Source organism: Spirillospora sp. CA-128828, from assembly GCF_050945415.1.
Classification (GTDB): Bacteria; Actinomycetota; Actinomycetes; order Streptosporangiales; family Streptosporangiaceae; genus Spirillospora.
Map to the genome: position 1 here is coordinate 1,600,237 of NZ_CP191986.1, position 25,048 is coordinate 1,625,284.

27 protein-coding genes and 2 tRNA genes are annotated in these 25,048 nt (G+C 70.8%); 19 read left to right on the forward strand and 10 right to left on the reverse strand.

Translation table 11 applies throughout. The features are described 5' to 3' along the window. Positions 1-81: 81 nt before the first annotated feature. The 9 genes from ACQPXG_RS08205 to ACQPXG_RS08245 all read left to right on the forward strand — a co-directional run bounded on the left by ACQPXG_RS08205 (position 82) and on the right by ACQPXG_RS08245 (position 7,821). Positions 82-450 (forward strand): hypothetical protein, encoded by a 369-nt coding sequence (locus tag ACQPXG_RS08205; RefSeq protein ID WP_433467014.1) that lies wholly within the window; start codon positions 82-84, stop codon positions 448-450. After that, the gene (locus ACQPXG_RS08210) at positions 447-659 is read left to right on the forward strand and encodes a hypothetical protein (RefSeq protein ID WP_433467015.1); all 213 of its coding nucleotides are present in this window, start codon (positions 447-449) and stop codon (positions 657-659) included. Before ACQPXG_RS08205 ends, ACQPXG_RS08210 begins: the two co-directional genes overlap by 4 nt. Next, the gene (locus tag ACQPXG_RS08215) at positions 656-847 is read left to right on the forward strand and encodes a hypothetical protein (RefSeq protein WP_433467016.1); all 192 of its coding nucleotides are present in this window, start codon (positions 656-658) and stop codon (positions 845-847) included. The genes ACQPXG_RS08210 and ACQPXG_RS08215 overlap by 4 nt, the downstream gene beginning before the upstream one ends. Beyond that, positions 844-1,833, forward strand: a complete 990-nt coding sequence (locus tag ACQPXG_RS08220; protein WP_433467017.1) for a DUF5131 family protein — start codon at positions 844-846, stop codon at positions 1,831-1,833. Before ACQPXG_RS08215 ends, ACQPXG_RS08220 begins: the two co-directional genes overlap by 4 nt. After that, complete coding sequence (locus ACQPXG_RS08225) at positions 1,830-2,090, forward strand: hypothetical protein (protein WP_433467018.1); 261 nt, start codon at positions 1,830-1,832, stop codon at positions 2,088-2,090. The genes ACQPXG_RS08220 and ACQPXG_RS08225 overlap by 4 nt, the downstream gene beginning before the upstream one ends. Continuing rightward, positions 2,090-3,820, forward strand: coding sequence for a DNA cytosine methyltransferase (locus tag ACQPXG_RS08230; protein ID WP_433467019.1), 1,731 nt, complete (start codon positions 2,090-2,092; stop codon positions 3,818-3,820). Before ACQPXG_RS08225 ends, ACQPXG_RS08230 begins: the two co-directional genes overlap by 1 nt. Beyond that, positions 3,817-5,823, forward strand: coding sequence for a DUF3987 domain-containing protein (locus tag ACQPXG_RS08235; RefSeq protein WP_433467020.1), 2,007 nt, complete (start codon positions 3,817-3,819; stop codon positions 5,821-5,823). Before ACQPXG_RS08230 ends, ACQPXG_RS08235 begins: the two co-directional genes overlap by 4 nt. A gap of 394 nt (positions 5,824-6,217) precedes the next feature. Continuing rightward, complete coding sequence (locus ACQPXG_RS08240) at positions 6,218-6,409, forward strand: helix-turn-helix transcriptional regulator (protein ID WP_433469921.1); 192 nt, start codon at positions 6,218-6,220, stop codon at positions 6,407-6,409. After that, positions 6,406-7,821 (forward strand): tyrosine-type recombinase/integrase, encoded by a 1,416-nt coding sequence (locus ACQPXG_RS08245; RefSeq protein ID WP_433467021.1) that lies wholly within the window; start codon positions 6,406-6,408, stop codon positions 7,819-7,821. The genes ACQPXG_RS08240 and ACQPXG_RS08245 overlap by 4 nt, the downstream gene beginning before the upstream one ends. Before the next feature lie 149 nt (positions 7,822-7,970). Here ACQPXG_RS08245 and ACQPXG_RS08250 read toward each other — a convergent pair. Continuing rightward, positions 7,971-8,043, reverse strand: a tRNA-Arg gene (locus tag ACQPXG_RS08250). A 129-nt stretch (positions 8,044-8,172) separates the two neighbouring features. Between ACQPXG_RS08250 and ACQPXG_RS08255 the strand changes: the two genes are divergently transcribed. Both ACQPXG_RS08255 and ACQPXG_RS08260 read left to right on the forward strand, forming a co-directional pair. Next, positions 8,173-8,607: a hypothetical protein gene (locus ACQPXG_RS08255; protein ID WP_433467022.1), complete on the forward strand. Its 435-nt coding sequence runs from the start codon at positions 8,173-8,175 to the stop codon at positions 8,605-8,607. An 82-nt stretch (positions 8,608-8,689) separates the two neighbouring features. Further along, positions 8,690-9,727 carry a D-alanyl-D-alanine carboxypeptidase family protein gene (locus ACQPXG_RS08260; RefSeq protein ID WP_433467023.1) on the forward strand — a complete coding sequence of 346 codons (1,038 nt, stop codon included), beginning with the start codon at positions 8,690-8,692 and terminating at the stop codon, positions 9,725-9,727. Between the two features lie 22 nt (positions 9,728-9,749). On the opposite strand, the gene mscL is transcribed toward ACQPXG_RS08260, so the two are convergent. From mscL to ACQPXG_RS08300, 8 genes are all read right to left on the reverse strand, one after another. Beyond that, complete coding sequence (mscL, locus tag ACQPXG_RS08265) at positions 9,750-10,163, reverse strand: large conductance mechanosensitive channel protein MscL (RefSeq protein WP_433467024.1); 414 nt, start codon at positions 10,161-10,163, stop codon at positions 9,750-9,752. Between the two features lie 130 nt (positions 10,164-10,293). Continuing rightward, positions 10,294-10,986, reverse strand: coding sequence for an SAF domain-containing protein (locus ACQPXG_RS08270; RefSeq protein WP_433467025.1), 693 nt, complete (start codon positions 10,984-10,986; stop codon positions 10,294-10,296). Beyond that, positions 10,983-11,810 (reverse strand): S-methyl-5'-thioadenosine phosphorylase, encoded by an 828-nt coding sequence (locus tag ACQPXG_RS08275; protein WP_433467026.1) that lies wholly within the window; start codon positions 11,808-11,810, stop codon positions 10,983-10,985. Before ACQPXG_RS08275 ends, ACQPXG_RS08270 begins: the two co-directional genes overlap by 4 nt. A 183-nt stretch (positions 11,811-11,993) precedes the next feature. Next, positions 11,994-14,120, reverse strand: a complete 2,127-nt coding sequence (locus ACQPXG_RS08280; RefSeq protein ID WP_433467027.1) for an MMPL family transporter — start codon at positions 14,118-14,120, stop codon at positions 11,994-11,996. A gap of 385 nt (positions 14,121-14,505) precedes the next feature. Then, complete coding sequence (locus tag ACQPXG_RS08285; protein ID WP_433467028.1) at positions 14,506-14,871, reverse strand: FmdB family zinc ribbon protein; 366 nt, start codon at positions 14,869-14,871, stop codon at positions 14,506-14,508. Positions 14,872-14,992: 121 nt separating this feature from the next. Continuing rightward, a complete protein-coding gene (locus ACQPXG_RS08290) occupies positions 14,993-16,480 on the reverse strand; it encodes a potassium/proton antiporter (RefSeq protein ID WP_433467029.1) in 1,488 nt (495 codons plus the stop codon). Positions 16,481-16,581: 101 nt separating this feature from the next. Beyond that, positions 16,582-17,571, reverse strand: coding sequence for an NAD(P)-dependent oxidoreductase (locus ACQPXG_RS08295; protein ID WP_433467030.1), 990 nt, complete (start codon positions 17,569-17,571; stop codon positions 16,582-16,584). Positions 17,572-17,653: 82 nt separating this feature from the next. Beyond that, positions 17,654-18,235: a 5-formyltetrahydrofolate cyclo-ligase gene (locus ACQPXG_RS08300; protein ID WP_433467031.1), complete on the reverse strand. Its 582-nt coding sequence runs from the start codon at positions 18,233-18,235 to the stop codon at positions 17,654-17,656. Between the two features lie 33 nt (positions 18,236-18,268). Here ACQPXG_RS08300 and galU point away from each other — a divergent pair, with 33 nt between their 5' ends. The 4 genes from galU to ACQPXG_RS08320 are packed head-to-tail and all read left to right on the forward strand — an operon-like array spanning position 18,269 to position 21,387. Beyond that, on the forward strand, positions 18,269-19,195 hold the full coding sequence (gene galU, locus ACQPXG_RS08305) for a UTP--glucose-1-phosphate uridylyltransferase GalU (protein WP_433467032.1): 927 nt from the start codon (positions 18,269-18,271) through the stop codon (positions 19,193-19,195). 25 nt (positions 19,196-19,220) lie between these two features. Continuing rightward, on the forward strand, positions 19,221-20,429 hold the full coding sequence (glp, locus tag ACQPXG_RS08310; RefSeq protein ID WP_433469922.1) for a molybdotransferase-like divisome protein Glp: 1,209 nt from the start codon (positions 19,221-19,223) through the stop codon (positions 20,427-20,429). 5 nt (positions 20,430-20,434) lie between these two features. Beyond that, complete coding sequence (gene moaC, locus ACQPXG_RS08315) at positions 20,435-20,905, forward strand: cyclic pyranopterin monophosphate synthase MoaC (RefSeq protein WP_433469923.1); 471 nt, start codon at positions 20,435-20,437, stop codon at positions 20,903-20,905. A gap of 8 nt (positions 20,906-20,913) precedes the next feature. Beyond that, the gene (locus ACQPXG_RS08320) at positions 20,914-21,387 is read left to right on the forward strand and encodes a MogA/MoaB family molybdenum cofactor biosynthesis protein (protein ID WP_433469924.1); all 474 of its coding nucleotides are present in this window, start codon (positions 20,914-20,916) and stop codon (positions 21,385-21,387) included. A gap of 27 nt (positions 21,388-21,414) precedes the next feature. Here ACQPXG_RS08320 and ACQPXG_RS08325 read toward each other — a convergent pair whose 3' ends face one another. Continuing rightward, positions 21,415-22,200: a DeoR/GlpR family DNA-binding transcription regulator gene (locus tag ACQPXG_RS08325; RefSeq protein ID WP_433467033.1), complete on the reverse strand. Its 786-nt coding sequence runs from the start codon at positions 22,198-22,200 to the stop codon at positions 21,415-21,417. A 108-nt stretch (positions 22,201-22,308) separates the two neighbouring features. On the opposite strand from ACQPXG_RS08325, the gene nagA reads away from it, so the two are divergent. From nagA to ACQPXG_RS08345, 4 genes are all read left to right on the forward strand, one after another. Next, on the forward strand, positions 22,309-23,436 hold the full coding sequence (nagA, locus tag ACQPXG_RS08330; RefSeq protein ID WP_433467034.1) for an N-acetylglucosamine-6-phosphate deacetylase: 1,128 nt from the start codon (positions 22,309-22,311) through the stop codon (positions 23,434-23,436). Positions 23,437-23,520: 84 nt separating this feature from the next. Continuing rightward, positions 23,521-24,150, forward strand: a complete 630-nt coding sequence (locus ACQPXG_RS08335; protein WP_433467035.1) for a GNAT family N-acetyltransferase — start codon at positions 23,521-23,523, stop codon at positions 24,148-24,150. A 215-nt stretch (positions 24,151-24,365) separates the two neighbouring features. After that, positions 24,366-24,893: a divisome protein SepX/GlpR gene (gene sepX, locus ACQPXG_RS08340; RefSeq protein ID WP_433467036.1), complete on the forward strand. Its 528-nt coding sequence runs from the start codon at positions 24,366-24,368 to the stop codon at positions 24,891-24,893. 47 nt (positions 24,894-24,940) lie between these two features. Further along, a tRNA-Ala gene (locus ACQPXG_RS08345) sits at positions 24,941-25,017 on the forward strand. Positions 25,018-25,048 lie beyond the last annotated feature (31 nt).

The following is a 25,048-nucleotide window of genomic DNA, read 5'->3' on the forward strand; positions in this document are numbered from 1 at the left end:
CGCCGCCGAGGGCCCGCCCCAACCGATCATGGCCCGCCCGGACCCGAAGACCCGCCGACCCGTGAAAGAGGCACACCCATCATGACACTGCCGACACCCGATCCCGACGAACTCCCGCCGGTCGAGCAATGGCCGATCCTGACCGGCCCCGACTGCCCCGACTGCGGTGCCACCGACTACGTCCGCTGGCGTGGCTCCGCCCTCGGCCTGGACTACAACGGCGACCCGGTCAACCTCTGGGAGTGCGGCGAATGCTGCGGCGAGTGGGCCGTCCCCGCCCACCACTGGCCGGTGACCGACGGCCCCGACTGCCCGTACTGCCGCACCGACGTCACCTGCTGGGCCACCCTCGCCCCCGACGTCCCCGGCGACCTGTGGACCTGCCACAACGGGCACGAATTCGTCCTCACCCTTGAGGGGCTGATCGTCCTTCCCGAGGACGCCGCATGAGCGCGGCGGCCGACTTCATCCGGGAGTGGAACCGCGCCGCGATCGCCCGAAACGGCGGTGTGGTCATCACCCCGCAAGGCCGGATCACCGCCGAGACCGCCGAACAGATCCAGATCGCCGAGGACGCGGGACGACCGGTCACCTACGTCACCCGCCGCCACGTCCGGCGCCAGCTACCAGCCGCACCCGCCGAGAGTGACGCCGCATGAGGTGCCCGGCCTGCCACGGCGCCAAAGAACGCCGCCACTACCTGTGCCGCGGATGCTGGCGGGCGCTCCGAGCGCCCGTCCGCGCCGCTCTCAACCGGCGCGACGCGCACGCCGGTGTCCGGCTCCTGCAACTTCACCGGCAACTCCAGCAAGAGGTGCCGCTGTGCGAAATCGAGGTCATGTCGTGAGTGATCACAGTGCGATCGAGTGGACCGACGCCACCTGGAACCCCGTCACCGGATGCACCAAGGTCAGCCCTGGGTGCGATCACTGCTACGCCGAGACCTTCGCCGAACGCTGGCGGGGCGTGCCCGGCCACCACTTCGAGCGCGGCTTCGACCTGACGTTGCGGCCCGAACGGCTCGGCCAGCCGCTCAGGTGGCGTGCCCCGCGGCGGGTGTTCGTCAACTCCATGTCCGACCTGTTCCACCCCGGCGTCCCGACCGAGTACATCGCCCGCGTGTTCGCCGTGATGCTCGCCGCGCCCCAGCACACCTTCCAAGTCCTCACCAAGCGGCACGCCCGCATGCGGGCCCTGCTGCGCGACTCCCGGTTCACCGCCGCGGTGCACGACGCTGCCGCCGCCTACTACGGTCCGGGGCCCGTCCCGGCGCGACGGTGGCCGCTGCTGAACGTGTGGCTGGGGGTGTCCGCCGAGAACCAGTCATGGGCCGGACGGCGCATCCCCGCCCTGATCGAGACCCCCGCCGCGGTCCGGTTCGTCTCCGCCGAACCACTGCTGGGGCCGATCGAGTTGACCCGGGCGGTGTGGACGTGCGGCAGCGAACGCGGCCACGGGCTCACCGCCAGCTACATCCACGCCGGCGGATGCTGCGACCGCTTCCACGGCATCGACTGGGTCATCACCGGCGGCGAGTCCGGCCCCGGCGCCCGCCCCGCACACCCCGACTGGTTCCGCTCCATCCGCGACCAATGCCAGAACGCCGGCGTCGCCTACTTCCACAAGCAATGGGGGAACTGGGTGCCCTTCGACGGCACGCCGCACTACCCCTACGGGCCGGGCGCCTACGCCTGGATCCTGCCCACCGGCAAACAGGGCGAGCCCAGCGCGCCGGGCGGCGTGTGGATGCGCCGCACCAGCAAGAAGGACGCCGGGCGGCTGCTGGACGGCCGCACCCACAACGCCATGCCCGCCGGGAGCGATGCCGCATGACGGGCATGATCGGCCGCCGCTACCTCGACCCCGGCGACCGGCTGTCGGGCCGCAAGAACCCGCCCGAGGCCGTGACGGTCCTGACCCGGTGGGGGCCCGGCGGCGGACCCCGCAACGTGCTCGTACGCCGCCCGGACGGCACCCGCGAGGTGATCCCGTTCCCGCGCCGCCTCCGCCGCCTGGACACCGCCGCGCCCCCGGCCGACGACCGCCGCACCCCTGACCAGACGCCCGCCCCGATGACCGGAGGTGCCTGATGTCCTTCTTCACCCGCTGGACGCCCGGCGATGAGCTGACCCTGTACGACGAGTTCTCCGGGGCCGGTGGCTCCACCCAGGGCGCCGCCGCCGTGCCCGGCGTCCGCCCGGTGTTCGTCGCCAACCACGACGACACCGCCATCGCCTCACACGCGGCGAACTTCCCCGGCGTCGAGCACTACAAGGGCAACGTCGTCGAAGCCGACATCACCCGCTTCCCCTACGCGCACCTGTTCTGGGCCTCGCCGGCCTGCCCGCCCTGGACCGACGCCCGCGGCGTCAAACGGGACTTCGACCGCACCAACCAGCAGGTCCTCTTCGGCCCCGACGGGCCGACCGAAAACATCGCACGGGCCCGCGCCCTGATGGAGGAGGTGCCCCGCTACCTGCGGCACTGGGCCGACAAGGGCCGCCCCGTCCTGGGCGGCGTGGTCGAGAACGTCATCCAGGTCACCAAGTGGGACCAGTTCGGCCGGTGGCGCCGCGAGATCGAAGCGATCGGCCCGTATGAGGTGTACGTCATCGCCTTCAACTCCATGCACGCCCGCCCGGTCGCCTCAAGGCGGGCCCCGCAGTCACGCGACCGGGCGTTCATCATGTACATCCACAAGGCGTTCGGACGCCGTCCCGACTTGCGCAAGTGGCTGTCCCCGAAGGCGTACTGCCCCACCTGCGACCGCACCGTGGCGGCCATGCAGGTGTTCAAGAAGCCCGGCGCGTTCATGGGCCGCTACCGGCAGCAGTACCTCTACCGCTGCCCGTCCACCTCCTGCCGCAACCAGGTCGTGGATCCCGACGTCCTGCCCGCCGCGCACGCGATCGACTGGACCATCACCGGCAAGCGCATCGGGGACCGCGACGAGCCGCTCGCCGCGGCGACGCTGGCGCGCATCCAGGCCGGGATCACCCGGTACTGGACACCCGTCCTCACACCGGCGGGCGGCACCTGGCGCAAGGACGCCACCACCGTTCACGAGCCGATGCCCGCCCGCACCACCCGGGAGAACGACGGCATCGCCGTACCGCCACCGGTGCCGCCGCTGATGGTCCCGGTCGAAGGCCGCCCCGGCAAGACCGCCGCGCCCGCCTCGACGCCGCTGCGCACCCAGACCGCCCGCAACGAGACCGGGATAGCGCTTGCGGCCCAGGGTCTCACCGAGCCCTTCCTGGTCCCGCTGCGCGGTGGCGGCGACAAGGAGAACGCCCGCCCGATCGGTGACCCGCTCACCACGGTCACCGCGTCCGGCAACCACCACGGCCTGGTGGCCCCCGCCGCGATGGTGATGCGCAACAACACCCCCCGCGGTGATCTCGCGCAGATGTGCACGCCCGCGTCCGAGCCGCTCCGCACGCTCACCACCGCCGGCCACCAGTCCCTCATCACCGCCGAACACCTGCTGGTCCCCTACTACGGCAACGGCACCGCCCGCCCGGCAAGCGAACCGGTCGGAACCCTGTCGACCCGCGACAGGTACGCCCTCGCCCAGAACGCCGCTCAGGCCACAGCCGAGGACACCGCCGGAGTCGACCTGGACGACGTGCTGTTCCGCATGCTCGAACCCCACGAGATCGGCGCCGCCATGGCGTTCGGCGACGACTACATCGTCCTTGGCAACAAACGCCAACGCGTCCGCCAGTACGGCAACGCCGTCACCCCACCCGTCGCCGAGGTCCTGGTGTCGGCGCTCGTGGAGGCCATCACCGGCCAAGACCTGGAGGTGCCTGCGTGACCAAATCCGCCCCTCTCCGTGTCGTCCACAACGAGCCCGCCGAAGACGGCTCTGACATCGGTCCCCGGGACGCGCCGCCGCACAACATCGAAGCCGAACAATGCGTGCTCGGCGCCGCCATGCTGTCCCCGGCCGCGCTGGCCGAGGTGCGGCCCCTGCTGGACGCCGCCGACTTCTACCGGCCCGCGCACGCCCGCATCTGGGACGCCATATGTGCACTGGCCGACCGTGGCGCGCCCGCCGACCCGCTGGCCGTCGGCGCCGAGATCGGCGCCCGCAACCTCAACAAGATCGGCGGCGGCCCCTACCTGCACACCCTGATCAGCCGTGTCCCCACCGCCGCCAACGCGACCTACTGGGCTCACATCATCCGTGACCTGAGCTACGCCCGCCACGTCGCCGCCACCGGAACACGGCTCATCCAACTTGCCAGCGCCGCCGCCGACCAACCGGCCGATCTCCGCGCCCGAGTCGTCGCCGAGGTCGCCGCGGTCACCGGCGCCGACCGGCGCGGCTGGCCCGACCCCACCCCGCTCACCTCAGCGCCGGATCTGCCGCGGTTCCCGGTCTGGTGCCTGCCGGAGTGGGCCGCCGAGTACGCCGCGTGCGTCGCCGAGGTCACCCAAACCCCGGTCGATCTGGCCGGCTGCCTGGCGCTGGCCGCGCTCGCCGCCGCCGCGGGCGGCAACGTGACCGTCAGCGCCGGGGCCTGGGCCGAGCCGACCAACCTGTTCCTGGTCATGGTGCTGCCCCCGGGGAACCGCAAGTCCGAGGTCTACAAGGCCATGACCGCCCCTATCCGCGCGGCCGAACGCACCCTGGCCGAACTGGCCGGCCCCGCCATCGCCGAGGCCGTCATCTCCCGCAAGGTGGCCGAGGGCAAAGCCGAGGACGCAGAAAGAGCCGCGATCGCCAACCCCGACGACCCCACGTTCACGCTGGACGCCTCAGAAGCCCGCCAAGCCCTGGAGGCGACCCGCGTCCCGGCCGAACCCCGGCTGTTCGGCGGCAACGACTCCACCACAGAGAAAGTGACCTCACGGCTGGCCGAACAAAACGGCCGCTTCGCCGTCCTGGCCCCCGAAGGGGGGAAACTGTTCTCCATCGCCGGAGGCCGCTACTCCGGCAACGTCGACATCGGGGTTTTCCTGTCCGGCCACGCCGGTGAGGAAATCCGCACCGACCGCATGACCCGCACCGGCGAAACCATCGACGCCGCCGCACTCACCATCGGCATCTGCCTGCAACCCGGTGTACTCGCTGGGCTCGGCGACACCCCCGAATTCCGGGAACAGGGCCTCCTCGGACGCCTGCTGATCTCCATGCCCGAATCCATGCTCGGCCACCGCAACGCCCGCCCCGATCCCATCCCCGCACACACCACCACCGTCTACGAACGCATCCTCACCGAACTCGTGCTGTCACTCAGGCCGTTCGGAGACCCCGACGACCCCGACACCGCACCGGTCGCCCTGACCTTCACCACCGAAGCACAAGAAGCCGTCATCGACCTGTTGGAGGCCACCGAACCACGATTCCGCACCGGCACCGGCGACCTGGCCCACATGACCGACTGGGGCGGCAAACTCGTCGGCGCCGTCGTCCGCATCGCCGCACTACTCCACCTCGGCAAACACCTACGCGATGGCTACGGCCGCCCCATCGACCCGGCCACCTTCCAAGAAGCCGTCCAACTCGGCGAGTACTTCACCACCCACGCCCAAGCCGCCTACGACGCCATCGGCGCCGACCCCGCCGTCAACCACGCCCGCACCATCATCGACTGGGCCCACCGCACCAACACCACCCGATTCACCGCCCGCGACCTCATGCGCGGCCCACTCAAAGGCGGCAAAGTCCGCAAAGTCGCCGACCTCGAACCCGCCCTACGCGTCCTGGAAACCCACGGCTGGACCCGCCAAATCCCCGGCAACGCCACCGGCGGACGCCCCACCGCACCCGCCTACGAACTCCACCCCGACCTCTTCAACGACACCCAATAAGCCGGGCCCACGCACAACACCCAGCGTCACCCCACCAGGCCCGTACCCGGGGCCAGGGACACAGGGACAGGGTGACAGAAGGCGACAAAAGGACTTCTGTCGCCTTCTGTCACCCTGTCACCTGTCCCCGAACCCCCACCCGACCCCAGACCGCCGCTACACACAGTCAACCGGCCGCCGCCCCCGCATGAGGGGCCGCGGCCGGTCCTCGTTCACCCACGCTCAGACGGCCCCGGCGGACACACGACCAAGCACACCCGCCGGGCCTTTCCCCGCGCTACCTATCCCCGCAGCACACCCCGGCCCTTCATACGCAACCAGGGCGACTCTTACTCAATTGGCCCCGGCCAGCCCATCAGCGCGGCCGGGTCTTTGCTCGAAAAGGGAGACCATGATGGCGGCCAAAGATGAGAAAGACCTCACCGTCACGGACATCTGCCGGATCCTCCAGATTTCACGGAGAACCTTCTATGAGTGGCGCGCAAAGGGCAGGGCGCCGCGCTGCAAGCGGATCCCGAACGGGGAACTCCGTGTCCGCCGTGCCGAGTTCGACCGCTGGTACGACAACTGTGAGGACGCCGCTTGATACAGAACAGCACATACAACGTCCGCGTCTACGAGATCGAAACGCGTAAGAACAAGCATGGCAAGGTCACCTCATATCGGGTGCGGTGGAAGGTTGCAGGCAATGTGTGGAAGGAGCCGTTCAAGAACTACGCACAAGCTGACGCCTACCGCAGCGCCCTCATCACTGCGGCCCGTAACGGCGAAGCGTTCAGCACGGCCACGGGCAAGCCGGTCTCGTGGGCACGTGACGATCTGACCGAAATGAGCTGGTACGACTTCGCCTGTGCCTACGTGGACATGAAGTGGAAGGGGGCCGCGGCGAGGTACCGAGACGACATTGCGCGAGCGATGACCGCCGCCACTCCCGCGCTGCTGTCCAGCGAGCGCGGTAAGCCGGACGCGAAGAAGCTTCGCAGCGCCATGCAGCGCTGGGGGTATAACACCAAGAACCGTGGCAACGCCCCCGATGACATCGCCACCATCCTGCGGTGGCTGTCGGAGAACACCGCACCCGTATCTGCGCTCGCTGAACCGGCAACAGCGCGGGCGCTCTTGGATGCGGCAACCTCCAAGCTCAACGGTAAGAAGGCCGCCGCCACCACGGCCAGAAAGCACCGCATGCTGTTGGCCAACGCTATGGACTACGCCGCGGAACTCAAGCTCTTGGAGGGAAACCCGATTCGCGACCTGAAATGGAAACCGTCACGTACGACCGGCGAGGTAGACCGGCGGCGCGTCGTGAATCATGCCCAAGCCCGCGCGCTACTCAACGCGGTACGGAACCAGGAGCCCAGCGGGATGCGACTGGTGGCGTTCTTCGCTGTGATGTACTACGCCGCCCTTCGCCCCGAGGAAGCGGTCAACCTCCGGCGACCGGACATCACCTTGCCTCCGCTGGTGAAGAACGAAGAGACGGGAGAACTTGTAGAACCGGCAGATGGCTGGGGCGAGATCGTGGTCCGTAAGGCTGCGCCGTTCGCCGGCCGCGACTGGACCGACGACGGCGCACTGCGCGAGGAACGCTCTCTTAAGCACCGTGCGGAGGACGAGACGCGGCCGGTGCCCTGCCCGCCCGAACTGACCCGCATCCTTCGTGCTCACCTCGCCGAGTTCACCGACGGCCCCGCCGGTCGGGTCTTCTACGGCGTGCGCAGTGGAGAGCTCCCCAACATCACCTACCGACGCGCCTGGAGGAGAGCGCGGACGGACGCCCTCACCGCCGATCAGGCTGCGTCGCCGCTGGCCGAACGTCCCTACGATCTGCGCCACGCGTGCGTGTCCACCTGGCTCAACGCCGGGGTCCCGGCGCCCCAGGTCGCCGAGTGGGCAGGCCACAGCGTCGAAGTCCTGCTCAAGACCTACGCCAAGTGCATCGCTGGGCAGGACGAAGCGGCCAAGCGCCGTATCTCCGACGCGCTGGCCGGCGAGTAGCCACCCCGAGGGCTGTGCGGTCCCGTGGGACGGTATTGGGACCGATCAACCGCAGGCCGCCGCGTAGAGCCGAACACAACCGCATAGACCTCAAAGCCCCTGACCGGCGTCCGCGCTGGTCAGGGGCTTTTTCTGTGTGGTCAGAGGGGCGCCCCCGGCAGGATTCGAACCTGCGACACCCGCTTTAGGAGAGCGGTGCTCTATCCCCTGAGCTACGGAGGCTTGTCTCGCTTGCGGCTAGAGCGTAGCGGACGGCTCCTACAGAGTAGGGGAAGGGGAGCGGTGGGCGCTCCTTGTTATGGGGCTCGGACTCTAGGCCCCGCGGGGCCGGTGTGGGTACGCTTCGGTGGCGTGACCGGACGGCATCGCGAGCAGTCGAGTGACAGGGTTGCCGAGGACGAGGTGGACGAGGGCACGTCTCGCGGCAAGCGGATCGCGGTCGTGGCGGTGGCTTTCGCGGTGCCCGTCCTGCTGGCGTCGGTGATCGCGGTCGGGCTGCGGGAGGAGCCCGCCCAGGAGCGGCCGGAGACGGCGGGGACGCCGCAGCGGATCGTGACCCCGGAAGGGGAGCCGACGTTCGGGAGATACGTGCCGCCCGAGACGCAGCCGCAGGCCGCGACCAAGGCGCCGGACCGGCCCCCGCGGCCGGCGGTCACGCCGCGGAGGACGACGCCCGCTCCGTCGCCGTCGCCGTCGGCGCGGGTGCGGCGGCCCTGCCCGGCGGGGTGGGACGACGTCTGGTGGATGCGGCAGTGGTGTGAGGGGCAACGTCACCGTGGTCGCTGAACCCGTTACGCACAGGTCATCGTAGAACCTGTAGTAGCGTTCTGCCGCTGTTCCGCTTTTGGGCATCAGGAGGAATACCACCGTGCCGAACCCCCGGTCGGCGGCGCTGACCGCGGTCTTCCTGGTGATGACGACGCTCTCACCGCTCGGCGCCGCGAACGCGGCGGCGGGGGCCGACTCGCTCGAGTCGCTGCGCCGCGAGGCCTCGAAGGCGCGCACCGAGCTGGAGAAGGCCACGAAGCAGATGGAGGGCCGGCAGAAGGACCTCGCCGCCTCGCAGGTCAAGCTGCGCGGCACGCTGAAGGATCTCGCCGGTGCCGAGGCGGAGCTGAACCGTATCCGGCAGCCGCTGGCCAGGCTCGCGAACACCTCCTACCAGCAGAGTGGCGCGGCCGGGTCCATGGCGATCTTCGGCGGCGGCGACCCGAGCCAGGCGCTGCGGTCGACGGCGGACGTGACGCTGATCGCCAGGTCGCAGAAGGCTCTTGTGGACCGTGCCGACGAGCTGCAGGACCGGCGGCAGCGGCTCGCGTCCACCGTGCAGGAGTTGCAGTCGAAGAACGCGGTCGAGCAGACACGCCTCCAGCAGGAGGTGGACGGGTTGAAGACCCGGTCGGCGCAGCTGACCAAGCAGCTCAACGCGATGCTCGACAAGCTCGCCGTGACCCGGCAGAAACGGCTCGAACTCGGCTGCGACAAGAGCCTCGCGGCGGACGCCAAGAAGTTCCCCAACGGGCTCATCCCGTCGAAGTACCTCTGCGACCTGCCGCAGAAGGGCGGGCACAAGCTGCGCGCGGACGCGGCGCTCGCCTTCTACAAGCTGAACGCCGCGTACAAGCGCAACTTCGGCCGCGACATGTGCGTGACGGACGCGTACCGGAGCCTGTCCGAGCAGCATGCGGTCTATGCCCAGCGCCCTGGGTTCGCGGCCGTCCCGGGGACGAGCAACCACGGCAAGGGGCAGGCCCTCGATCTGTGCGGCGGCGTGCAGAATTCGGGTTCCGTCCAGTTCAACTGGATGGAGGCCCACGCCGGGAAGTACGGATGGATCCACCCGTCGTGGGCCTACAGCAATCCGTTCGAGCCCTGGCACTGGGAGTTCGGGACGGAGAACGAGTGAGCAGGGCCGTCCGCCGCGGGGTCTAGGAGGGGATCTCGGTGGCGGGGACGAGGTCCGCGGTGCAGTAGCGGCAGCGGCTCGCCTTCACCGGGATCTCGCTGAGGCACTGCGGGCATTCGCGCTCGGTGGCCTCCTTGCCGCGGTCCATCCGCTCGATCAGTTTGGCCGTCGGCAGCACGACCAGGAAGTAGACGATCACGGCGGTGATGACGAACGCGATCGCCGACGTTACGAAGACCCCGTAGGGGAACTTCGTGCCGTTGATCGTGACGGCCAGCCCGGTGTAGTCGGGCTTGCCGCCGATCAGCGCGATCAGCGGGGTGATGAAGGAGGTCGCGAAGTCCTTCACGAGGCTGGCGAACGCGGCTCCGACGACGAACGCCACCGCGAGGTCGACCAGGTTCCCGCGGAAGAGGAACTTCTTGAATCCACCCATTTGCCGGCTCCAGGGATTGTCGGGGGTGCGCCCCTGGCTGAGAGGCACCGGAACGGCTACGGATCGTAATGAAACCCTCGCGGTTCGCCAAGTCGGGCGCATGAACGATCTCTGAGGGCTCGGCGCGACCTCAGTGACCGGTGATCGTCAGCGTCAGCGGCGCGCCGGCCCCCGCGATCGCCACCGCCTGGGTCCGGTCGGTCGCGAGCATGACCAGCGCCCCCTCGCGCCCGCCGTCCTCGTCCGGCGGCGGAACCGCGAGGACCGGCACCTCCGACACCACCATCCGGGCCCCGCCCCACCCCGGCCCGGAGCCCGATGGACGGCCGGACGAACGCGCGTCGGCGCCGTGCGTCGTGAGCGGGCCGGACACGGGGGCGTCGTCGGGTGGGAGCCGGAGCGAGGCGCCGTCGGGCGGGGCCGTCAGCACGTCGATGTGGTCGCCGGGGTGAAGGAGCCGGACGGCGTCCGCGTCGGCGATGCGAACCGGTGTGGCCACCGTCCCGGGCCCGTACCCGCGCAGCAGGCCGTCGCCGACGACGCGGGCATCGGTGAGGGGTTCGCCGCGGCGCATGGGACCGGCGATGACGCGGCCCGCGGCGCCCGACCGGAGCGCGCCGGACGGGACGGCGGCCGCCGGCAGTTCCAGGTACCGCAGGTCGGACGGGGCGAGGGCCGTCCCCGCCGGAAGGTCGCGGGCGGCGCCGAGGACGCGGACGGACGGCGGCGGCCCCGGGCGGAGCGCCAGGAGGGCGAGGCCCGCGGCGGCCGCGGCGAACAGCGCCGCCAGCGGCCGCCGCAGGCGGGCTAAGCGGGCGTTCACGGCAGTTCCAGGGGGAGCTTGATGCCGTCCAGGGTGTTCGGGCAGGGGCAGGACCGTTCGGCGGGCAGCGCCTTGACGACGTCCGCGACGAGGTCGCGCAGTCGGCCGATGTTCTGGCCGAAGACGCGGAGGACCTCCTCCATCGTGACGCCCTCGCCCTCCTCGATGCCGGCGTCGAGGTCGGTGACGAGGCACAGGGAGGTGTAGCAGAGCGCCAGTTCCCGGGCGAGGACGGCCTCGGGATGGCCGGTCATCCCGATCAGCGCCCAGCCCTGGGAGGCGAACCACTGGGACTCCGCCCGGGTCGAGAAGCGGGGGCCCTCGATGACGACGAGGGTGCCGCGGTCGACCGGGTCCCACCCGGACGTCCGGGCGGACTCCACGGCGGCGCGACGGCCCGCCGGGCAGTACGGGTCGGAGAACGACACGTGCACGGCCGCGCCCTCGTCGTAGAAGGTCTGGTCGCGCCCGGACGTCCGGTCGGCGAGCTGGTCGGGCACGGCCAGGGTGCCGGGGCCGTAGTCGGGGGTGAGGGAGCCGACCGCGCAGGGGCCGAGCACCTGCCGGACGCCGAGGGACCGCAGCGCCCACATGTTCGCCCGGTACGGGATCCGGTGCGGCGGGAACCGGTGGTCGCGGCCGTGCCGGGGGACGAACGCGACGCGGCGGCCCGCCAGTTCGCCGATCGCGATGGGGTCGCTCGGCGGGCCGTACGGGGTGTCGACCCGCACCTCCTCGATGTCGTCGAGGAACGAGTAGAACCCTGAGCCGCCGATGACCCCGATCTCGGCGGCGGGCTGGGAGGCGGAAGGCTGAGTGGACATGGCGCCGACACTAGCCACCCGGGCCGCCGCCCCGGCAGGCCGTCCGCCGATTGTGGATAACTCCGCGAAGAAGGGGCCCGGCCGAAGCCGGACCCCTTCCTCCCCGGGGCCCGGCCGAAGCCGGACCCCTTCTTCCCCGGGGCCCGGCCGGAGCCGGGCGCCTTCACATCGCCGGGTACGCCGTCAGCCGACGGGGTCGAGGATCTTGGGCGGGGCGGAGGCCTGCTTCTTGGCGAGCCGGCCCGGGGCCCAGATCCGCCGGCCGATGTCGTACGACAGGGCGGGCAGCAGCAGCGACCGGACGATCAGGGTGTCGAGCAGCACGCCGAACGCGACCGCGAAGCCCATCTCGACCATGCCCACCAGGGGCAGCGTGACCATGGACGCGAACGTGGCCGCCAGCACCAGGCCGGCCGAGGTGATCACGCCGCCGGTGACGGTGAGGCCGCGCTGGATGCCGCGGCGGGTGCCGAGCGCCTGCGACTCCTCCCGGACGCGGTGCATCAGGAAGATGTTGTAGTCGACCCCCAGCGCGACCAGGAAGATGAACGTCAGCAGCGGGAAGCCGGAGTCGGTGCCCTCGAAGCCGAAGCCGTGCTCGAAGATCAGCGCGCAGGCGCCGAGCGAGGCGAGGAACGACAGCACCACGGTGCCCATCATCAGCAGCGGCGCGACGACGGCGCGCAGCAGCGCGATGAGGATCAGGAACACCACGCCCAGCACGATCGGGATGATCAGCTTGTTGTCGCGGGCGGAGGCGCGCTTGATGTCCAGCTGCGTCGCGGTCATGCCGCCGACCTTGGCGTCCGCGGACGGGACCGAGTGCGCCGCGGCCCGCAGCCGGTCGATGGTCGTGCGCGCTGCCTCGCTGTCGGCCGGGTCCTTGAGGGTGGCCTCGTACTTGACCAGTCCGTTCGCCGTGACCGGCGGGCCGACCTCGGCGACGCCGGGCGTCCCGCGGAGGGTCTGCGCGAGCGGGCCGGACGCCGGTGCGGACCCGATGACCACGGCCGGCGAACCCGAACCGGCGGGGTAGTGCCGGGCGACGACCGCGGAACCCTTCACCGAGTCGGGCTTTCCGGTGAACTGTCCCGCGTCCGACAGGCCGTCCGCCTTGAGCGAGCCCAAGCCGAGGGTGAGGGCGATCAGTCCGAGCATGGTCACGGCCCAGAGCGCGCGCGGGCGCCTGCCGACCAGACCGGCCACGCGGTTCCACATGCCGTGCTCGGCCTCGTAAGCCTCCGGCTTCAGGTACTTCTCGTCGTACCGGGGGACCAGCGGCCAGAACAGCCAGCGGCCGAAGATGACGAGGAGGGCCGGCAGGAGGGTCGTCATGGCGGCGAGCGCGGTGAGGACGCCGGCGGCGGCCACGGGGCCCATGCCCACGGTGGAGTTCATGTCGGCGAGCAGCAGGCACAGCAGACCGATCGCGACGGTGGCGGCGGACGCGATGATGGCGGGCCCCGCGCGGTGCAGCGCGTACGCCATGGCCTCGTGCCGGTCCTCGTGCCGGTGCAGTTCCTCCCGGTAGCGCGCGACGAGCAGCAGCGCGTAGTCGGTGGCGACACCGAAGACGAGGACGGTCAGGATTCCGGCACTCTGGCCGTTGACGGTGAGGTCCGCGTACTTGGCGAGCAGATACACCGTGGATTGGGCGAGCCCTAGGGCGAAGACGGCGCCGAGCACAGGGACGAACCACAGGATCGGGCTGCGGTAGATGAAGAGCAGCAGGACGATGACGACGAGCCCTGCGGCCATGAGCAGGAAGCCGTCGAGGCTCTGGAAGACCTCGAACTGGTCGGCGCCACCACCGGCGGGGCCGGTGACGTGCGCGGTCAGTCCGGGAGGTCCGCGCTTGGCGAGGTCGCGCGCCTGGTCGACGGCGCCGGTGAGGTCCACGTCCGTCAAGGGCACGAGGGTTTGCAGGGCTTTGCCGTCCTTGGACGGGAACGGCCCCTGTGCCTTCTGGGCGCCGGGCAGCTTCTGCAACGCGGCGACGTCCGAGGCGGCCTTGGCCTTGTCCGCCGGGGTGATGCCGCCGGACCGCTCGTAGACGACGACGGCGAGCATCGTCTCGTCCTTGCGGAACTGCTTCTCCAGGCTCACCACCTGGGTGGACTCCGCGCCGCCTGGCAGCCAGGCGGCCGCGTCGTTCTCCTCGACGTCGCCGAGCTTGCCGGCGAGCGGGCCGAGGGCCATCAGCAGGACGACCCACAGGGCCAGGACGGCCCACTTGGTCCGCCGTCCGGCGATCAGTCCGGCCAGGCGGTGTGACCGTCCCCTGGGGGGAGCCGGGCTAGGTGCGCTCATGGTTCCTCTCCTGTGTGCACCGGGCGATTCGAGATATGTCGCGTTCGCGCCAGAATCTCTCGACCCGCGAGATATGTCAAGTACTATCGCGATTACTTCCAGCGCGGGAGGCGCTGGCGAGCTTCTCGAACTAAGAGTCTCTCTAAAGTAGAGCTATGTCAAGCCGGGATGGTTCCGGGCGACCCGGGCCGAATCTCCCATCTCCTCAATGGTCGCCAGGCCGGCCCGCCTGCGCGTCCGGCATGAGGAGGGAAGTCGGCTACCTCCTTCGAGGCACAGAAAAGCCGCCGGCTACATCGGAAGATGTAGCCGGCGGCGTCAGAGCACAGGAAAACCCGGGGGATCCGTCAGCGGATCCCCCGGTGCGCGTACGAGACCTAGAAGGTCAGGCGACCTTCTCAGACGAGGAGGACGACTTGCTGGACGACGACGAGTCGCCCCCAGACGAAGACGACGAGGAGTCAGAGGAGGACGAGGACGCCTTGGCGGAGTCGCCCGAAGAACCGTTGGACTCACCCGAGCCGTTGGACGACCCGTTGGACGAGGCGCCCACGGTCGAGGACGACTTGCCCGAGCCGCGGCTGTCGGTGCGGTAGAAGCCGGAACCCTTGAAGATGATCCCCGCCGCAGAGAAGACCTTGCGGAGCTTGCCGCTGCATGCCGGGCACTCGGTCAGCGCGTCGTCGCTGAACTTCTGCACGACCTCCAGAGGCTCGCCGCACTCGGTGCAAACGTACTGATACGTCGGCACGGTTCCTCCTCGCTGACTCAGTCCGGCGGAGCCCGGACTGGCACTCACTCTGAACGACTGCTAATGGTACCCATGCCTGAAACAGGATTCGCCCCCGGGATGTTCCCCGGCGGGCCGGAGGTCAGCCGCCGGTCTCGCCGAACCATCCCGCCAGCCTGCCCTTCCGGCTGACCGCGCGCAGCCGGCGTTCGGCGGTCTCGCGCACGGCCTCGGTGGTGACCACCAGGAGGGTGTCGCCCGCCTGCAGGGGCGTGGTGGGTTCGGGTACGAAGCTCGCCCCCTCCCGCACGATGAGGGTGATCGACGCGCCGGGCGGCAGCCGCAGCTCGAAGATCTCCACGCCGCTCATCATGGAGTCGGCGGGAATCCGCACCTCCAGCAGGTCGGCGTGCAGTTCCTCCAGCGGCGCCGCCTCGACGTCCAGCTCGCGGGTCTGCTCGTCGCTCTTCAGCCGGCACCAGCGCGCGACCAGCGGCAGCGTCGGCCCCTGGAGCAGCGTGAACACGACGACGATGTTGAAGACGATCGCGAACATCCGGTCGGCGCTCGGGACCTCCGCCACCATCGGGATGGTGGCGAGGACGATCGGGACGGCGCCCCGCAGTCCGGCCCAGGACGCGAACACCTTCTCGCCCCACGACATCCCGAACCCGATCGTGGAAAGCACCACCGACACGGGACGGGCGACGAGCAGCAGCACGAATCCGACGACGAGGGCGGGCACGATCTGGCCGGGAAGGTCGCCGGGATCGGCCAGCAGGCCCAGCATCACGAACAGCCCGATCTGTGCGAGCCATCCGACGCCCTCGGCGAACCCCCTGGTGGCGGGGCGGTGCGGGAGCCGCGAGTTGCCGAGGACGAGCGCGCTCACGTAGACGGCGAGGAATCCGCTGGCATGCAGCAGCGACGTGGCCCCGTATGCGCCGATGGACAGCGACAGGACGGCGATGGGGTAGAGGCCGGACGCGGGCAGCGCGACGCGGCGCAGCGCCTGGGCGCCCAGCCAGCCGACGACGAAGCCGATGATCCCGCCGGCGACCAGCTCGTAGATCATCACGCCGAGCAGTTCGGCCAGGTTGGGGGCGGTGCCGTGCGCGCTGAGCGTGACCACGATGATCACGACGGGCGCGTCGTTGAAGCCGGACTCGGCCTCCAGCAGGCCGGACAGCCGGGACGGCAGCGGCAGCCGTCGCAGCACCGAGAACACGGCCGCGGCGTCGGTCGGGGCGAGCACCGCGGCGAGCAGGAAGGCGGGCCGCCAGTCCATGTCGACGAGCCACATGGCGGCGAACGCGACGACGAGGATGCTGATCAGGGTGCCGATGGTGGAGACGCTGAGTGCGGCCGGCACCGAGGGCCGCACGTGCCGCCAGCTTGTGGTGACGCCGCCCTCGGCGAGGATCAGGACGAGAGCGGCGAAGCCGAGCGTCTCGGCGAGTTCCGCGTTGTCGAAATAGATGTGGAGGGGGCCGGACTCGCCGATGAAGAGGCCGAGGCCCATGTAGGCCAGCAGGGTCGGGAGACCCGCCTTGTGCGACAGCCTGACGGCGATGATAGCGCTGAGTACAAGCGTGGCCCCGAGGAGTAGCCAGATGTCGAGGTGCAACATCCCACCCTTCGAGGTCGTCAAAGTTGATCGTTTAGCAATCCTACAGATTCACGAGCTGATCACATACTTACGATTGAGGGATGGCGTGTCCGGGATCGCCGCTATCGCCGTGTGACCTGCGGATTTACCCCGTTGACGATGTTCTGCACGTCACGTCCCTGGACGGCCGCGATGACGTTCTCCTGCACCATCGCGACCAGATTGAACTGCGACTGGACGGACGCCCCCGCCGCATGCGGCGACAGCAGGACGTCCTCATGGGAACGCAGTGGATGCCCGTCGGGAAGCGGTTCCTCGTCGAACACGTCCAGGGCGGCGCCCGCCAGCCGACCCGAATCCAGAGCGGCGATGACCGCGTCGTCAGGCGCGATGCCCCCGCGCGCCACGTTCACCAGCAGCGCCTTGTCCGGCAGCAGGGCCAGACGTTCCGGCCCTATCAGCCCCCTGGTCTCGTCGGTCAGCGGCAAGGCGAGGACAAGGATGTCCGACGTCGAGACGAGGTCGTCCAGTTCCCGGTACGTGACCGCCGCATCCGAACGTTTCCGCCTTGACCAGTACGAAACCGTGCAGCCCAGCGCCGCGAACAGCCGCGCGGCCTCGGCACCGATCGCACCGAACCCGACGATGCCGACGCGCTGGGAATGGATCTCGCGCGGATGCCGTCCCGCCATCTCCATCTGCGGCCACCCACCCGCCCGGACGGCACGGTCGCCCCAGACGAGGTTGCGGCACAGCGCGAACGCCGCGCCGACCGCCCATTCGGCGACCCCGCGCGCGTTGAAGCCCGCCGCGTTCGCCACCGGCACGTTCGCCTCCGTCAGCGCGGCGACGTCGATGCTGTCCGTCCCGACCGCGGGCATCTGCACGAACGACACGCGCCGCGCCTCGGCCACCGCCTCGGCGTCCAGCGCCAGCCGTCCGGTGAAGTCGCCGATCACGATGTCGGCGCCGGGAAGCGCGGCGAGCAGGCCGGCCCGATCCCTGGTCCGCGGGAACGTGACCTCCGCGGCGTCACCGAGCGGTGCGAACAACCCCCGGACGATCTCTTCTCCGATCCGGGGCAGGGAAAGGATCCGCCACGGCGCCGTCATCTCGAACCTCCTGTCAGGCCGTCTCCGACCGCGTCCCCGTCCGCGATCTTGGCCCTCTCACTCTACGAGCCCGGCACCCGGGTCAGCCGAGGCGGACCAGCCCCTGCGACGGCGTCACCACGGCCCGGACGCGCTGGTCGTGCGGCTCCGCGGGCAGGCTCGCCACCAGCTCGGCGTCGTACAGCGGCGCCACGGTCAGGATCGCCGGGCCGACCCGCGCGAGCGCCCGGTCGTAGGAGCCGCCGCCGCGCCCGAGGCGTATGCCCGTCCGGTCGACCGCGACGGCGGGGACCACCACGACGTCCGCGCTGCCCACGGCGTTCACGCCGCGCGGGGGCTCGGACGGCTCCAGGCACCCGCGGGCGCCCGGGACGAGCGAGTCCGGCCCCTCGTAGGAGGCCCAGTCGAGATCGCCGTCCGGGAGCAGCCGGGGGAGCAGCACGTACGTCCCTCGCTTCCACAGCGCGAACAGCAGGCTGCGCGTGTCCGGTTCATTGCCGATCGAGACGTACGCCGCGACGGTCCCGGCCATCTCGACCTCCGGGACGGACAGCAGCGCGTCCCGGATCGGGCGCGCCGCCTCTGCACGGGCCTCGGGCGGCATCGCCGCACGTCGTCCGAGCACCGCGGCCCGGAGATCGGTCTTCGAAACGATGTCCTGCACGCTGTTGTCCTCGCGGGTGACTAGGGTCAGTACATGGCCGACATTGCACCTGTGCTCAAGGCGGTCGTCCCGGCGGCCGGCCTCGGTACACGATTCTTGCCCGCAACCAAGGCGACTCCAAAAGAAATGCTGCCCATCGTCGACAAACCGGCGATCCAGTACGTCGTGGAGGAGGCGGTCGACGCCGGGCTCACCGACGTGCTCATGGTCACCGGACGCAGCAAACGTTCCATCGAGGACCACTTCGACCGGGCCTACGAGCTGGAGGAGGCGCTGCGCGCGAAGGGCGACGACGAGCGGCTCGACGCCGTGCACGAGTCCAGCGACCTGGCGATCATGCACTACGTCCGGCAGGGCGAACCGAAGGGGCTCGGGCACGCGGTGCACTGCGCCCGCCAGCACGTCGGCCATGAGCCGTTCGCGGTGCTGCTCGGCGACGACATGATCGACGACCGCGACAAGCTGCTGCGGCGCATGATCGAGGTGCGGAACCAGCACGGCGGCAGCGTCATCGCGCTGATGGAGGTCGAGCCCGACCAGGTGTCGGCGTACGGCTGCGCGGCGATCGAGGCGACCGGCGAGGACGACGTCGTGCGCGTCTCCGACCTCGTCGAGAAGCCCGCCGCCGAGGAGGCGCCGAGCAACTGGATCATCATCGGCCGGTACGTCTGCGACCCCGCGGTGTTCGACGTCCTGGAGAAGACCCCGCCGGGCCGGGGCGGCGAGATCCAGCTGACCGACGCGCTGCGCACCCTCGCCGACATGCCCGCCGACCAGGGCGGGGGCGTCTACGGGGTGAAGTTCCGGGGCCGCCGCTACGACACCGGCAACAAGCTGGAGTACCTGCGGACGGTCGTCCAGTTCGCCGCGGAACGTCCTGATCTGGCGCCGGAGTTCATCCCGTGGCTGCGCGAGTTCGTCCGCAGGCAGGACGGCGTGGGTGACGCCGCGGGCTCGTGACGGGCGCCAGACTGGGGCCGTGGGCATGAGAACGGTCGACGAGCATCTGACGGAGATCCTCGGCAGCGTCGCGGTCCTGCCGCCGCTCGAACTGGCACTGCTGGAGGCGCAGGGCACGGTGCTCGCGGAGCCCGTGTCCGCGCCGTCGCCGCTGCCGCCGTTCGACAACTCCGCGATGGACGGCTATGCCGTCGTCGCGGCCGACATCGCGGCGGCCACCGAGACCGGGCCGGTCACGCTGCCGGTCGTCGGCGACATCGTCGCGGGCGACCCCGGCGTGTCGGCGATCCGGCCGGGCCTGACCGCCCGGATCATGACCGGCGCGCCGCTGCCGGCCGGAGCCGACGCGGTCATCCCGGTCGAGTGGACGGACGGCGGCAACGCCACCGTGCGGGTCTCGCGCGCCGCCCCGCCCGGCAACTACATCCGCCGGGCGGGGGAGGACGTCCTCGCCGGGCAGGTCGTGGCCGGCGCCGGCACGCGGCTCGGCGCCGCCCAGATCGGCATGCTCGCGGCGGTGGGACGCTCCCGGGTGACGGTGCGTCCGAAGCCGCGCATCGTCGTCGTTTCCACAGGCGACGAACTGCGCGAGCCCGGCACGCCACTGGCGCCCGGACAGATCTGGGAGTCGAACAGCTTCATGCTCACCGCCGCTGTCGTCGAGGCAGGCGGACAAGGATACCGGCAGGCCACGGTGGAGGACGAGCCCGCCAAGGTCTTGGAAATGCTTCACGACCAGCTTGTGCGGGCCGACGCCATCGTCACCACCGGCGGCGTTTCCATGGGCACCAGGGACGTCGTCAAGGAAGTGCTTGCCGGCACCGGGACGGTGGGTTTCCACAAGGTGGCCATGCGTCCGGGTAAGCCCCAAGGGTTCGGCCTCCTTGAAGGCACGCCGATCTTCACGCTCCCTGGTAACCCGGTGAGCGCGTATGTGTCGTTCCAGGTGTTCGTCCGCCCCGCGCTAATGGCGATGCAGGGATTGGCTCCCGAACCCCTCCCGACCGTGAGCGCCGTACTCGCCGAAGACCTCACGTCGCCTGCGGGGCTCCGCCATTTCCTGCGCGGCAGGCTGTCGTCCGACCGGGGCTCCTACAGCGTCACGGCGGCCGAAGTGCAGGGCTCGCACCAGCTCGGCTCGCTCTCCTCGGCGAACGCGCTGATCGAGCTTCCGGAGGATGTCGAAGCCATGCGGGCCGGTTCCCGCGTCGAGGTCATGAGGTTGCCGTCATGAGTGCCATGGGGTCGGAGTTCACCCATCTGGACGACAAGGGGTCGGCCCGCATGGTCGACGTGTCGTCGAAGGACGTCTCGTCCCGGACGGCGACGGCCACGGGATTCGTCCGCCTCTCGGCCGCGTGCGTCGAAATGCTGCGCGCCGGTGACATCCCCAAGGGCGACGCCCTGTCCGTCGCCCGCATTGCCGGGATCATGGGGGCCAAGCGCGTCCCCGACCTCGTCCCGCTGTGCCACCCGATCGCGCTGCACGGTGTCACCGTCGACCTGGACATCCGGGACGAGGGCGTCGCGATCACGGCCGTGACCCGGACCGCCGACCGGACCGGCGTGGAGATGGAGGCGCTCACGTCCGTCAGCGTCGCCGCGCTCGCGCTGGTCGACATGGTGAAGGCGATCGATCCCGCCGCAGTGATCACCGACGTCCGGGTCGAGGAGAAGACCGGCGGCAAGACCGGGGTGTGGCGCCGGTGATCAGGGCGATGGCGGTCACGGTGTCGAACCGGGCCGCGGCCGGCGTCTACGACGACAGGTCAGGGCCGGTGCTCGTCGAGATGCTGGAGGACCTCGGCTGCCAGGTCGACGGCCCGGTCGTCGTCCCGGACGGCGAGCCGGTCGCCGACGTCCTGCGGGACGCGGTCGCGGAGGGCTACGACGTCGTCGTCACGTCCGGCGGAACCGGCCTCACCCCGACCGACGAGACCCCGGAGATGACCCGCCGGGTCATCGAATGGGAGATACCGGGCATCGCCGAGGCGATCCGGCTGGAAGGACGCGAGAAGGTCCCGGCCGCGATCCTGTCGCGCGGCCTGGCCGGCGTCGCGGACCGCACCCTCATCGTCAACCTGCCGGGCTCCACCGGCGGCGTCCGCGACGGCATGACCGTCCTCGGCCGCGTCCTGACCCACGCCGTGGACCAGATCAGGGGCGGCGACCATCCGCGTCCGCCCTCCTGAGCGGCCGGCCCGCCGGCCTGGAACCGGTCAAGCCCGGATGACGCGGACGCCGGCCTCGGCGAAAGCGGTCAGCTCGTCCGCGGGCACGGTGCCGTCCGTCACCAGGACGTCGATCTCATCGATGCCGCAGATCCGCGCGAACGCGCGGTGCCCGACCTTCGAACCGTCCGCCACCACGACCACCTGGTCGGCGCGCTCGGCCATCAGCCGGTTCACGTCCGCCTCGCCCTCGTTGTGGCAGGTCGCGCCGTGCCGGGCGTCCACCCCGTTCACCCCGATGATCGCCACGTCCAGCGTGACATGGTCGAAGATGCCGGTGGCGAGCGGCCCGGTCAGCTCGTAGGACTGCGGCCGCGGCACCCCGCCGGTCAGGACGATCTTCACATGCGGCCGGACGGCCAGCTCGTTGCCGATGTTCAGCGCGTTCGTCACGATCGTGAGCGCCGGAGCCGAACCCTCGGCGTGCAGGTCGGCGCGGGTGGCGAGCACCCGGGCGACCTCGGACGTCGTCGTCCCGCCGTTCAGCCCGATGATCGACCCCGGCCTGGCCAGCTCGGCGGTCGCCGCCGCTATCCGCTGCTTCTCGGACGCGTGCCGGGCCGCCTTGTACCGCAGCGGCAGGTCGTAGCTGACGCTCTGCGCGACGGCGCCGCCGCGGGTGCGGGTCAGCATCTGCTGCTGCGCGAGCTGGTCGAAGTCGCGGCGGATCGTCGCGGCCGACACCGCCATCCGCTGGGACGCCTCCTCGACGGTCAGCCGGCCGGCGTCCGCGAGCATCTCGAGCAGCGCGTTCCAGCGCTCGTGCCGGGTCACACCGGCCCCCTTTCGGACGGGCGTCCGGGCGGTGGTCGCTGGACTTACCTGCGCGTTCCCGCCGTGGAACAATCAGCATCGATCATAGGCGCGCATCGAGGGGATTCCATGCCAAAGCCGGTCGACGCCGTCTCTCTGGTCAACGCGCGGATCGTCCTGCCGGACGGCGTCCGGCACGGCGCCCTCCACATCGCCGGCGGCGTGATCACGGCGTCGGCGGCCGGTTCCGCCGACGTGATCGATCTCGGCGGACGGCACGTCGTCCCCGGCTTCGTGGACATGCACGTCCACGGTGGAGCGGGCGCGTCCTACCAGCTCGGAAGCCCGGACGAGACGCGGCGGGCCGCGGCGTTCCACCTCGCGCAGGGGACGACGACCACGATGGCGAGCCTCGTCACCGGAGCCCCCGGCGAACTGGCCGACGCCGTCGCGGGCCTGGCGGACCTCGCCGCGGACTGCGTGATCGCGGGCATCCACCTCGAAGGCCCCTACCTGGCCCGCGACCGCTGCGGCGCGCACGACCCGGCGCTGCTGCGGGCCCCCGACCTCGGCGAGTTCCGCCGGCTCGTCCGGCTCGGGCGCGGGCACGTCCGCATGATCACCCTCGCGCCCGAACTGCCGGGCGCCCTCGACCTCGTCCAGGAGGCGGTCGCCTCGGACGTGATCGCCGCCGTCGGCCACACCGACGGCACCGGCGAGACTGCGCGCGCGGCGTTCGACGCGGGCGCCCGGGTGGTGACGCACCTGTTCAACGCGATGCGGCCGCTGCACCACCGCGAGGGCGGGCCGGTCGCCGCCGCGCTGAACGACCCCCGGGTCACCGTCGAGTTGATCAACGACGGCGTCCACGTCGAGCCCGCCGTGGTCCGCCTCGCGTTCGCGGCCTCGCCCCGGGTCGCGCTGATCACCGACGCGATGGCCGCGGCCGGGATGGGCGACGGCGACTACCGCCTCGGCGTCATGGACGTCCAGGTCCGCGACGGCCGCGCCACCCTCGCCGGAGGGACGTCCATCGCCGGCAGCACGATCACGATGGCGGACGCCTTCCGCCGCGCCGTGGCCGACATCGGCCTGCCCATCGAGCGGGCCGCCGAGGCCGCGTCCCTCGCACCGGCACGCGCGCTGGGCATCGATTCCCGTGTCGGCTCACTGGAGCCGGGCAAGGACGCCGACCTGGTCGTCCTGGACGCCGATCTCCACGTCGCCTGGGTGATGAAACAGGGCCGCCACGTGTGACTCCCGTGACCGAACATCCCGCGTGCCCGATTTCTCGGTGCCAATTGATGGCGTCCTGACGTCCGACCAGGGAATCATGGAAGCGTGGAACGTTTGCGGGGATGGCCGGTCACCCTGACCGAAGGCCCTGTCGGGCTGCGCCCGCTGCGGCATCGCGACGCCGCCGTCTGGCGTGAACTGCGGGTCCGCAACGCCGACTGGCTCCGCCCCTGGGAGCCCACGAACCCCGAGACGCCGCTGTTCCGCAGCGGCCTCGGACCGTACCTCAGCATGGTCCACACCATGCGCCGCGAGGCCCGCCAGGGTCTCGCGCTGCCCTGGGTCGTCACCCACGAGGACGAATTCGCCGGTCAGCTCACCATCGGCGCCATCGTCTGGGGTTCGGCCAGGTCCGCCCAGATCGGCTACTGGGTCGACAAGCGCGTCGCCGGACGCGGCGTCATTCCCACCGCCGTGGCCCTGGCCGTCGACCACTGTTTCTTCACCGTCGGCCTGCACCGCCTCGAGGCGAATATCCGTCCGGAGAACACCGCGAGCCGCCGCGTCGTCGAAAAACTCGGATTCCGCGAAGAGGGAATTCGGCGCCGCCATCTGCACATCGACGGCGCATGGCGCGACCACATCTGTTACGCCCTCACCGTCGAGGACGTGCCCGGTGGCCTGCGCGCCCGCTGGCTGGCCGGCCGGAAACAGGCATTTCCCCGGCACACCTGAGCCGGCCATGACTTTCCCGCCGTAAGAATCCTGCGATCGAGAAGGCCCGGCAAACGGAGAGTAACGGCGAGAACGATCTCGCGACACACCGCCCCTTATACTCGTCAACCTCTGACACCCCCTCGTACCGTGCGGGGCGTGACCCTGCTCCCATTGCACGTTCGCGCGCCGAAAGTCGGCCCGCCACTTGAGCGTGCCCGGGAACGGTGGGGCCGATGAGCAGCGCCGTCCTGTACCTCGCCATCGTCGCCGTCTGGGCCATCGTCCTCGTGCCCATGTGGCTGCGCCGCGACACCGAGGCGACCGGAATCTCCCGCCTCCTCCACAAGCGTCCCGAGGAGACCGAGGACGACGAGGAGGAGCCGCTCACCGAGGAGATCCCCGAGCCCCGCCGCCCGGTGGGCCGGGCCACCGTCATCGCCCGGCGGCGCCGCCGCACCACGGGCCTCACCGCGCTGGTCCTCACCGCGGGCGCCGTCGCCGCGTCCGGCCTCGCGCCCTGGTGGATCACCGCGCCCCCGGTCCTGCTGCTGGCCGGCCACCTGGCGCTGCTCCGCGTCGCCGTCGGCATGGACGCCGCCCGCCGCCGCGCCGCCGTCCAGGCCCGCGCGGCGGCCCGCGCCCGCGCCCTGGAGGCCCGCCGCGCCGCCGAAGCCGCCGAGCCCGCCGAGGTCATCGAGCTGGTCACCCCCGAAGAGGTCTTCGACCAGTACGCCGACGACCGCCGCGCCGTCGGCGAGTAACCGATGCGCGAACACCCCACGATGTTTGCTAACCTTACGGAGTCCTCGGGGCTGTAGCGCAGTCCGGTAGCGCACCTCGTTCGCATCGAGGGGGTCAGGGGTTCAAATCCCCTCAGCTCCACCACGAAGACACAGGTCAGGGCCGTACTCCGCGC

What these genes read in the sequence shown, in the direction of transcription:
- ACQPXG_RS08205 (WP_433467014.1), top strand. Translation starts at nt 82, where the DNA reads ATGACACTGCCGACACCCGATCCCGACGAACTCCCGCCGGTCGAGCAA.
- ACQPXG_RS08210 (WP_433467015.1), top strand. Translation starts at nt 447, where the DNA reads ATGAGCGCGGCGGCCGACTTCATCCGGGAGTGGAACCGCGCCGCGATC.
- ACQPXG_RS08215 (WP_433467016.1), top strand. Translation starts at nt 656, where the DNA reads ATGAGGTGCCCGGCCTGCCACGGCGCCAAAGAACGCCGCCACTACCTG.
- ACQPXG_RS08225 (WP_433467018.1), top strand. Translation starts at nt 1,830, where the DNA reads ATGACGGGCATGATCGGCCGCCGCTACCTCGACCCCGGCGACCGGCTG.
- ACQPXG_RS08230 (WP_433467019.1), top strand. Translation starts at nt 2,090, where the DNA reads ATGTCCTTCTTCACCCGCTGGACGCCCGGCGATGAGCTGACCCTGTAC.
- ACQPXG_RS08240 (WP_433469921.1), top strand. Translation starts at nt 6,218, where the DNA reads ATGGCGGCCAAAGATGAGAAAGACCTCACCGTCACGGACATCTGCCGG.
- mscL (WP_433467024.1), bottom strand. Translation starts at nt 10,163, where the DNA reads ATGGGTGGATTCAAGAAGTTCCTCTTCCGCGGGAACCTGGTCGACCTC.
- ACQPXG_RS08275 (WP_433467026.1), bottom strand. Translation starts at nt 11,810, where the DNA reads ATGTCCACTCAGCCTTCCGCCTCCCAGCCCGCCGCCGAGATCGGGGTC.
- ACQPXG_RS08280 (WP_433467027.1), bottom strand. Translation starts at nt 14,120, where the DNA reads ATGAGCGCACCTAGCCCGGCTCCCCCCAGGGGACGGTCACACCGCCTG.
- ACQPXG_RS08290 (WP_433467029.1), bottom strand. Translation starts at nt 16,480, where the DNA reads ATGTTGCACCTCGACATCTGGCTACTCCTCGGGGCCACGCTTGTACTC.
- ACQPXG_RS08295 (WP_433467030.1), bottom strand. Translation starts at nt 17,571, where the DNA reads ATGACGGCGCCGTGGCGGATCCTTTCCCTGCCCCGGATCGGAGAAGAG.
- galU (WP_433467032.1), top strand. Translation starts at nt 18,269, where the DNA reads ATGGCCGACATTGCACCTGTGCTCAAGGCGGTCGTCCCGGCGGCCGGC.
- glp (WP_433469922.1), top strand. Translation starts at nt 19,221, where the DNA reads ATGAGAACGGTCGACGAGCATCTGACGGAGATCCTCGGCAGCGTCGCG.
- moaC (WP_433469923.1), top strand. Translation starts at nt 20,435, where the DNA reads ATGGGGTCGGAGTTCACCCATCTGGACGACAAGGGGTCGGCCCGCATG.
- ACQPXG_RS08320 (WP_433469924.1), top strand. Translation starts at nt 20,914, where the DNA reads ATGGCGGTCACGGTGTCGAACCGGGCCGCGGCCGGCGTCTACGACGAC.
- nagA (WP_433467034.1), top strand. Translation starts at nt 22,309, where the DNA reads ATGCCAAAGCCGGTCGACGCCGTCTCTCTGGTCAACGCGCGGATCGTC.
- sepX (WP_433467036.1), top strand. Translation starts at nt 24,366, where the DNA reads ATGAGCAGCGCCGTCCTGTACCTCGCCATCGTCGCCGTCTGGGCCATC.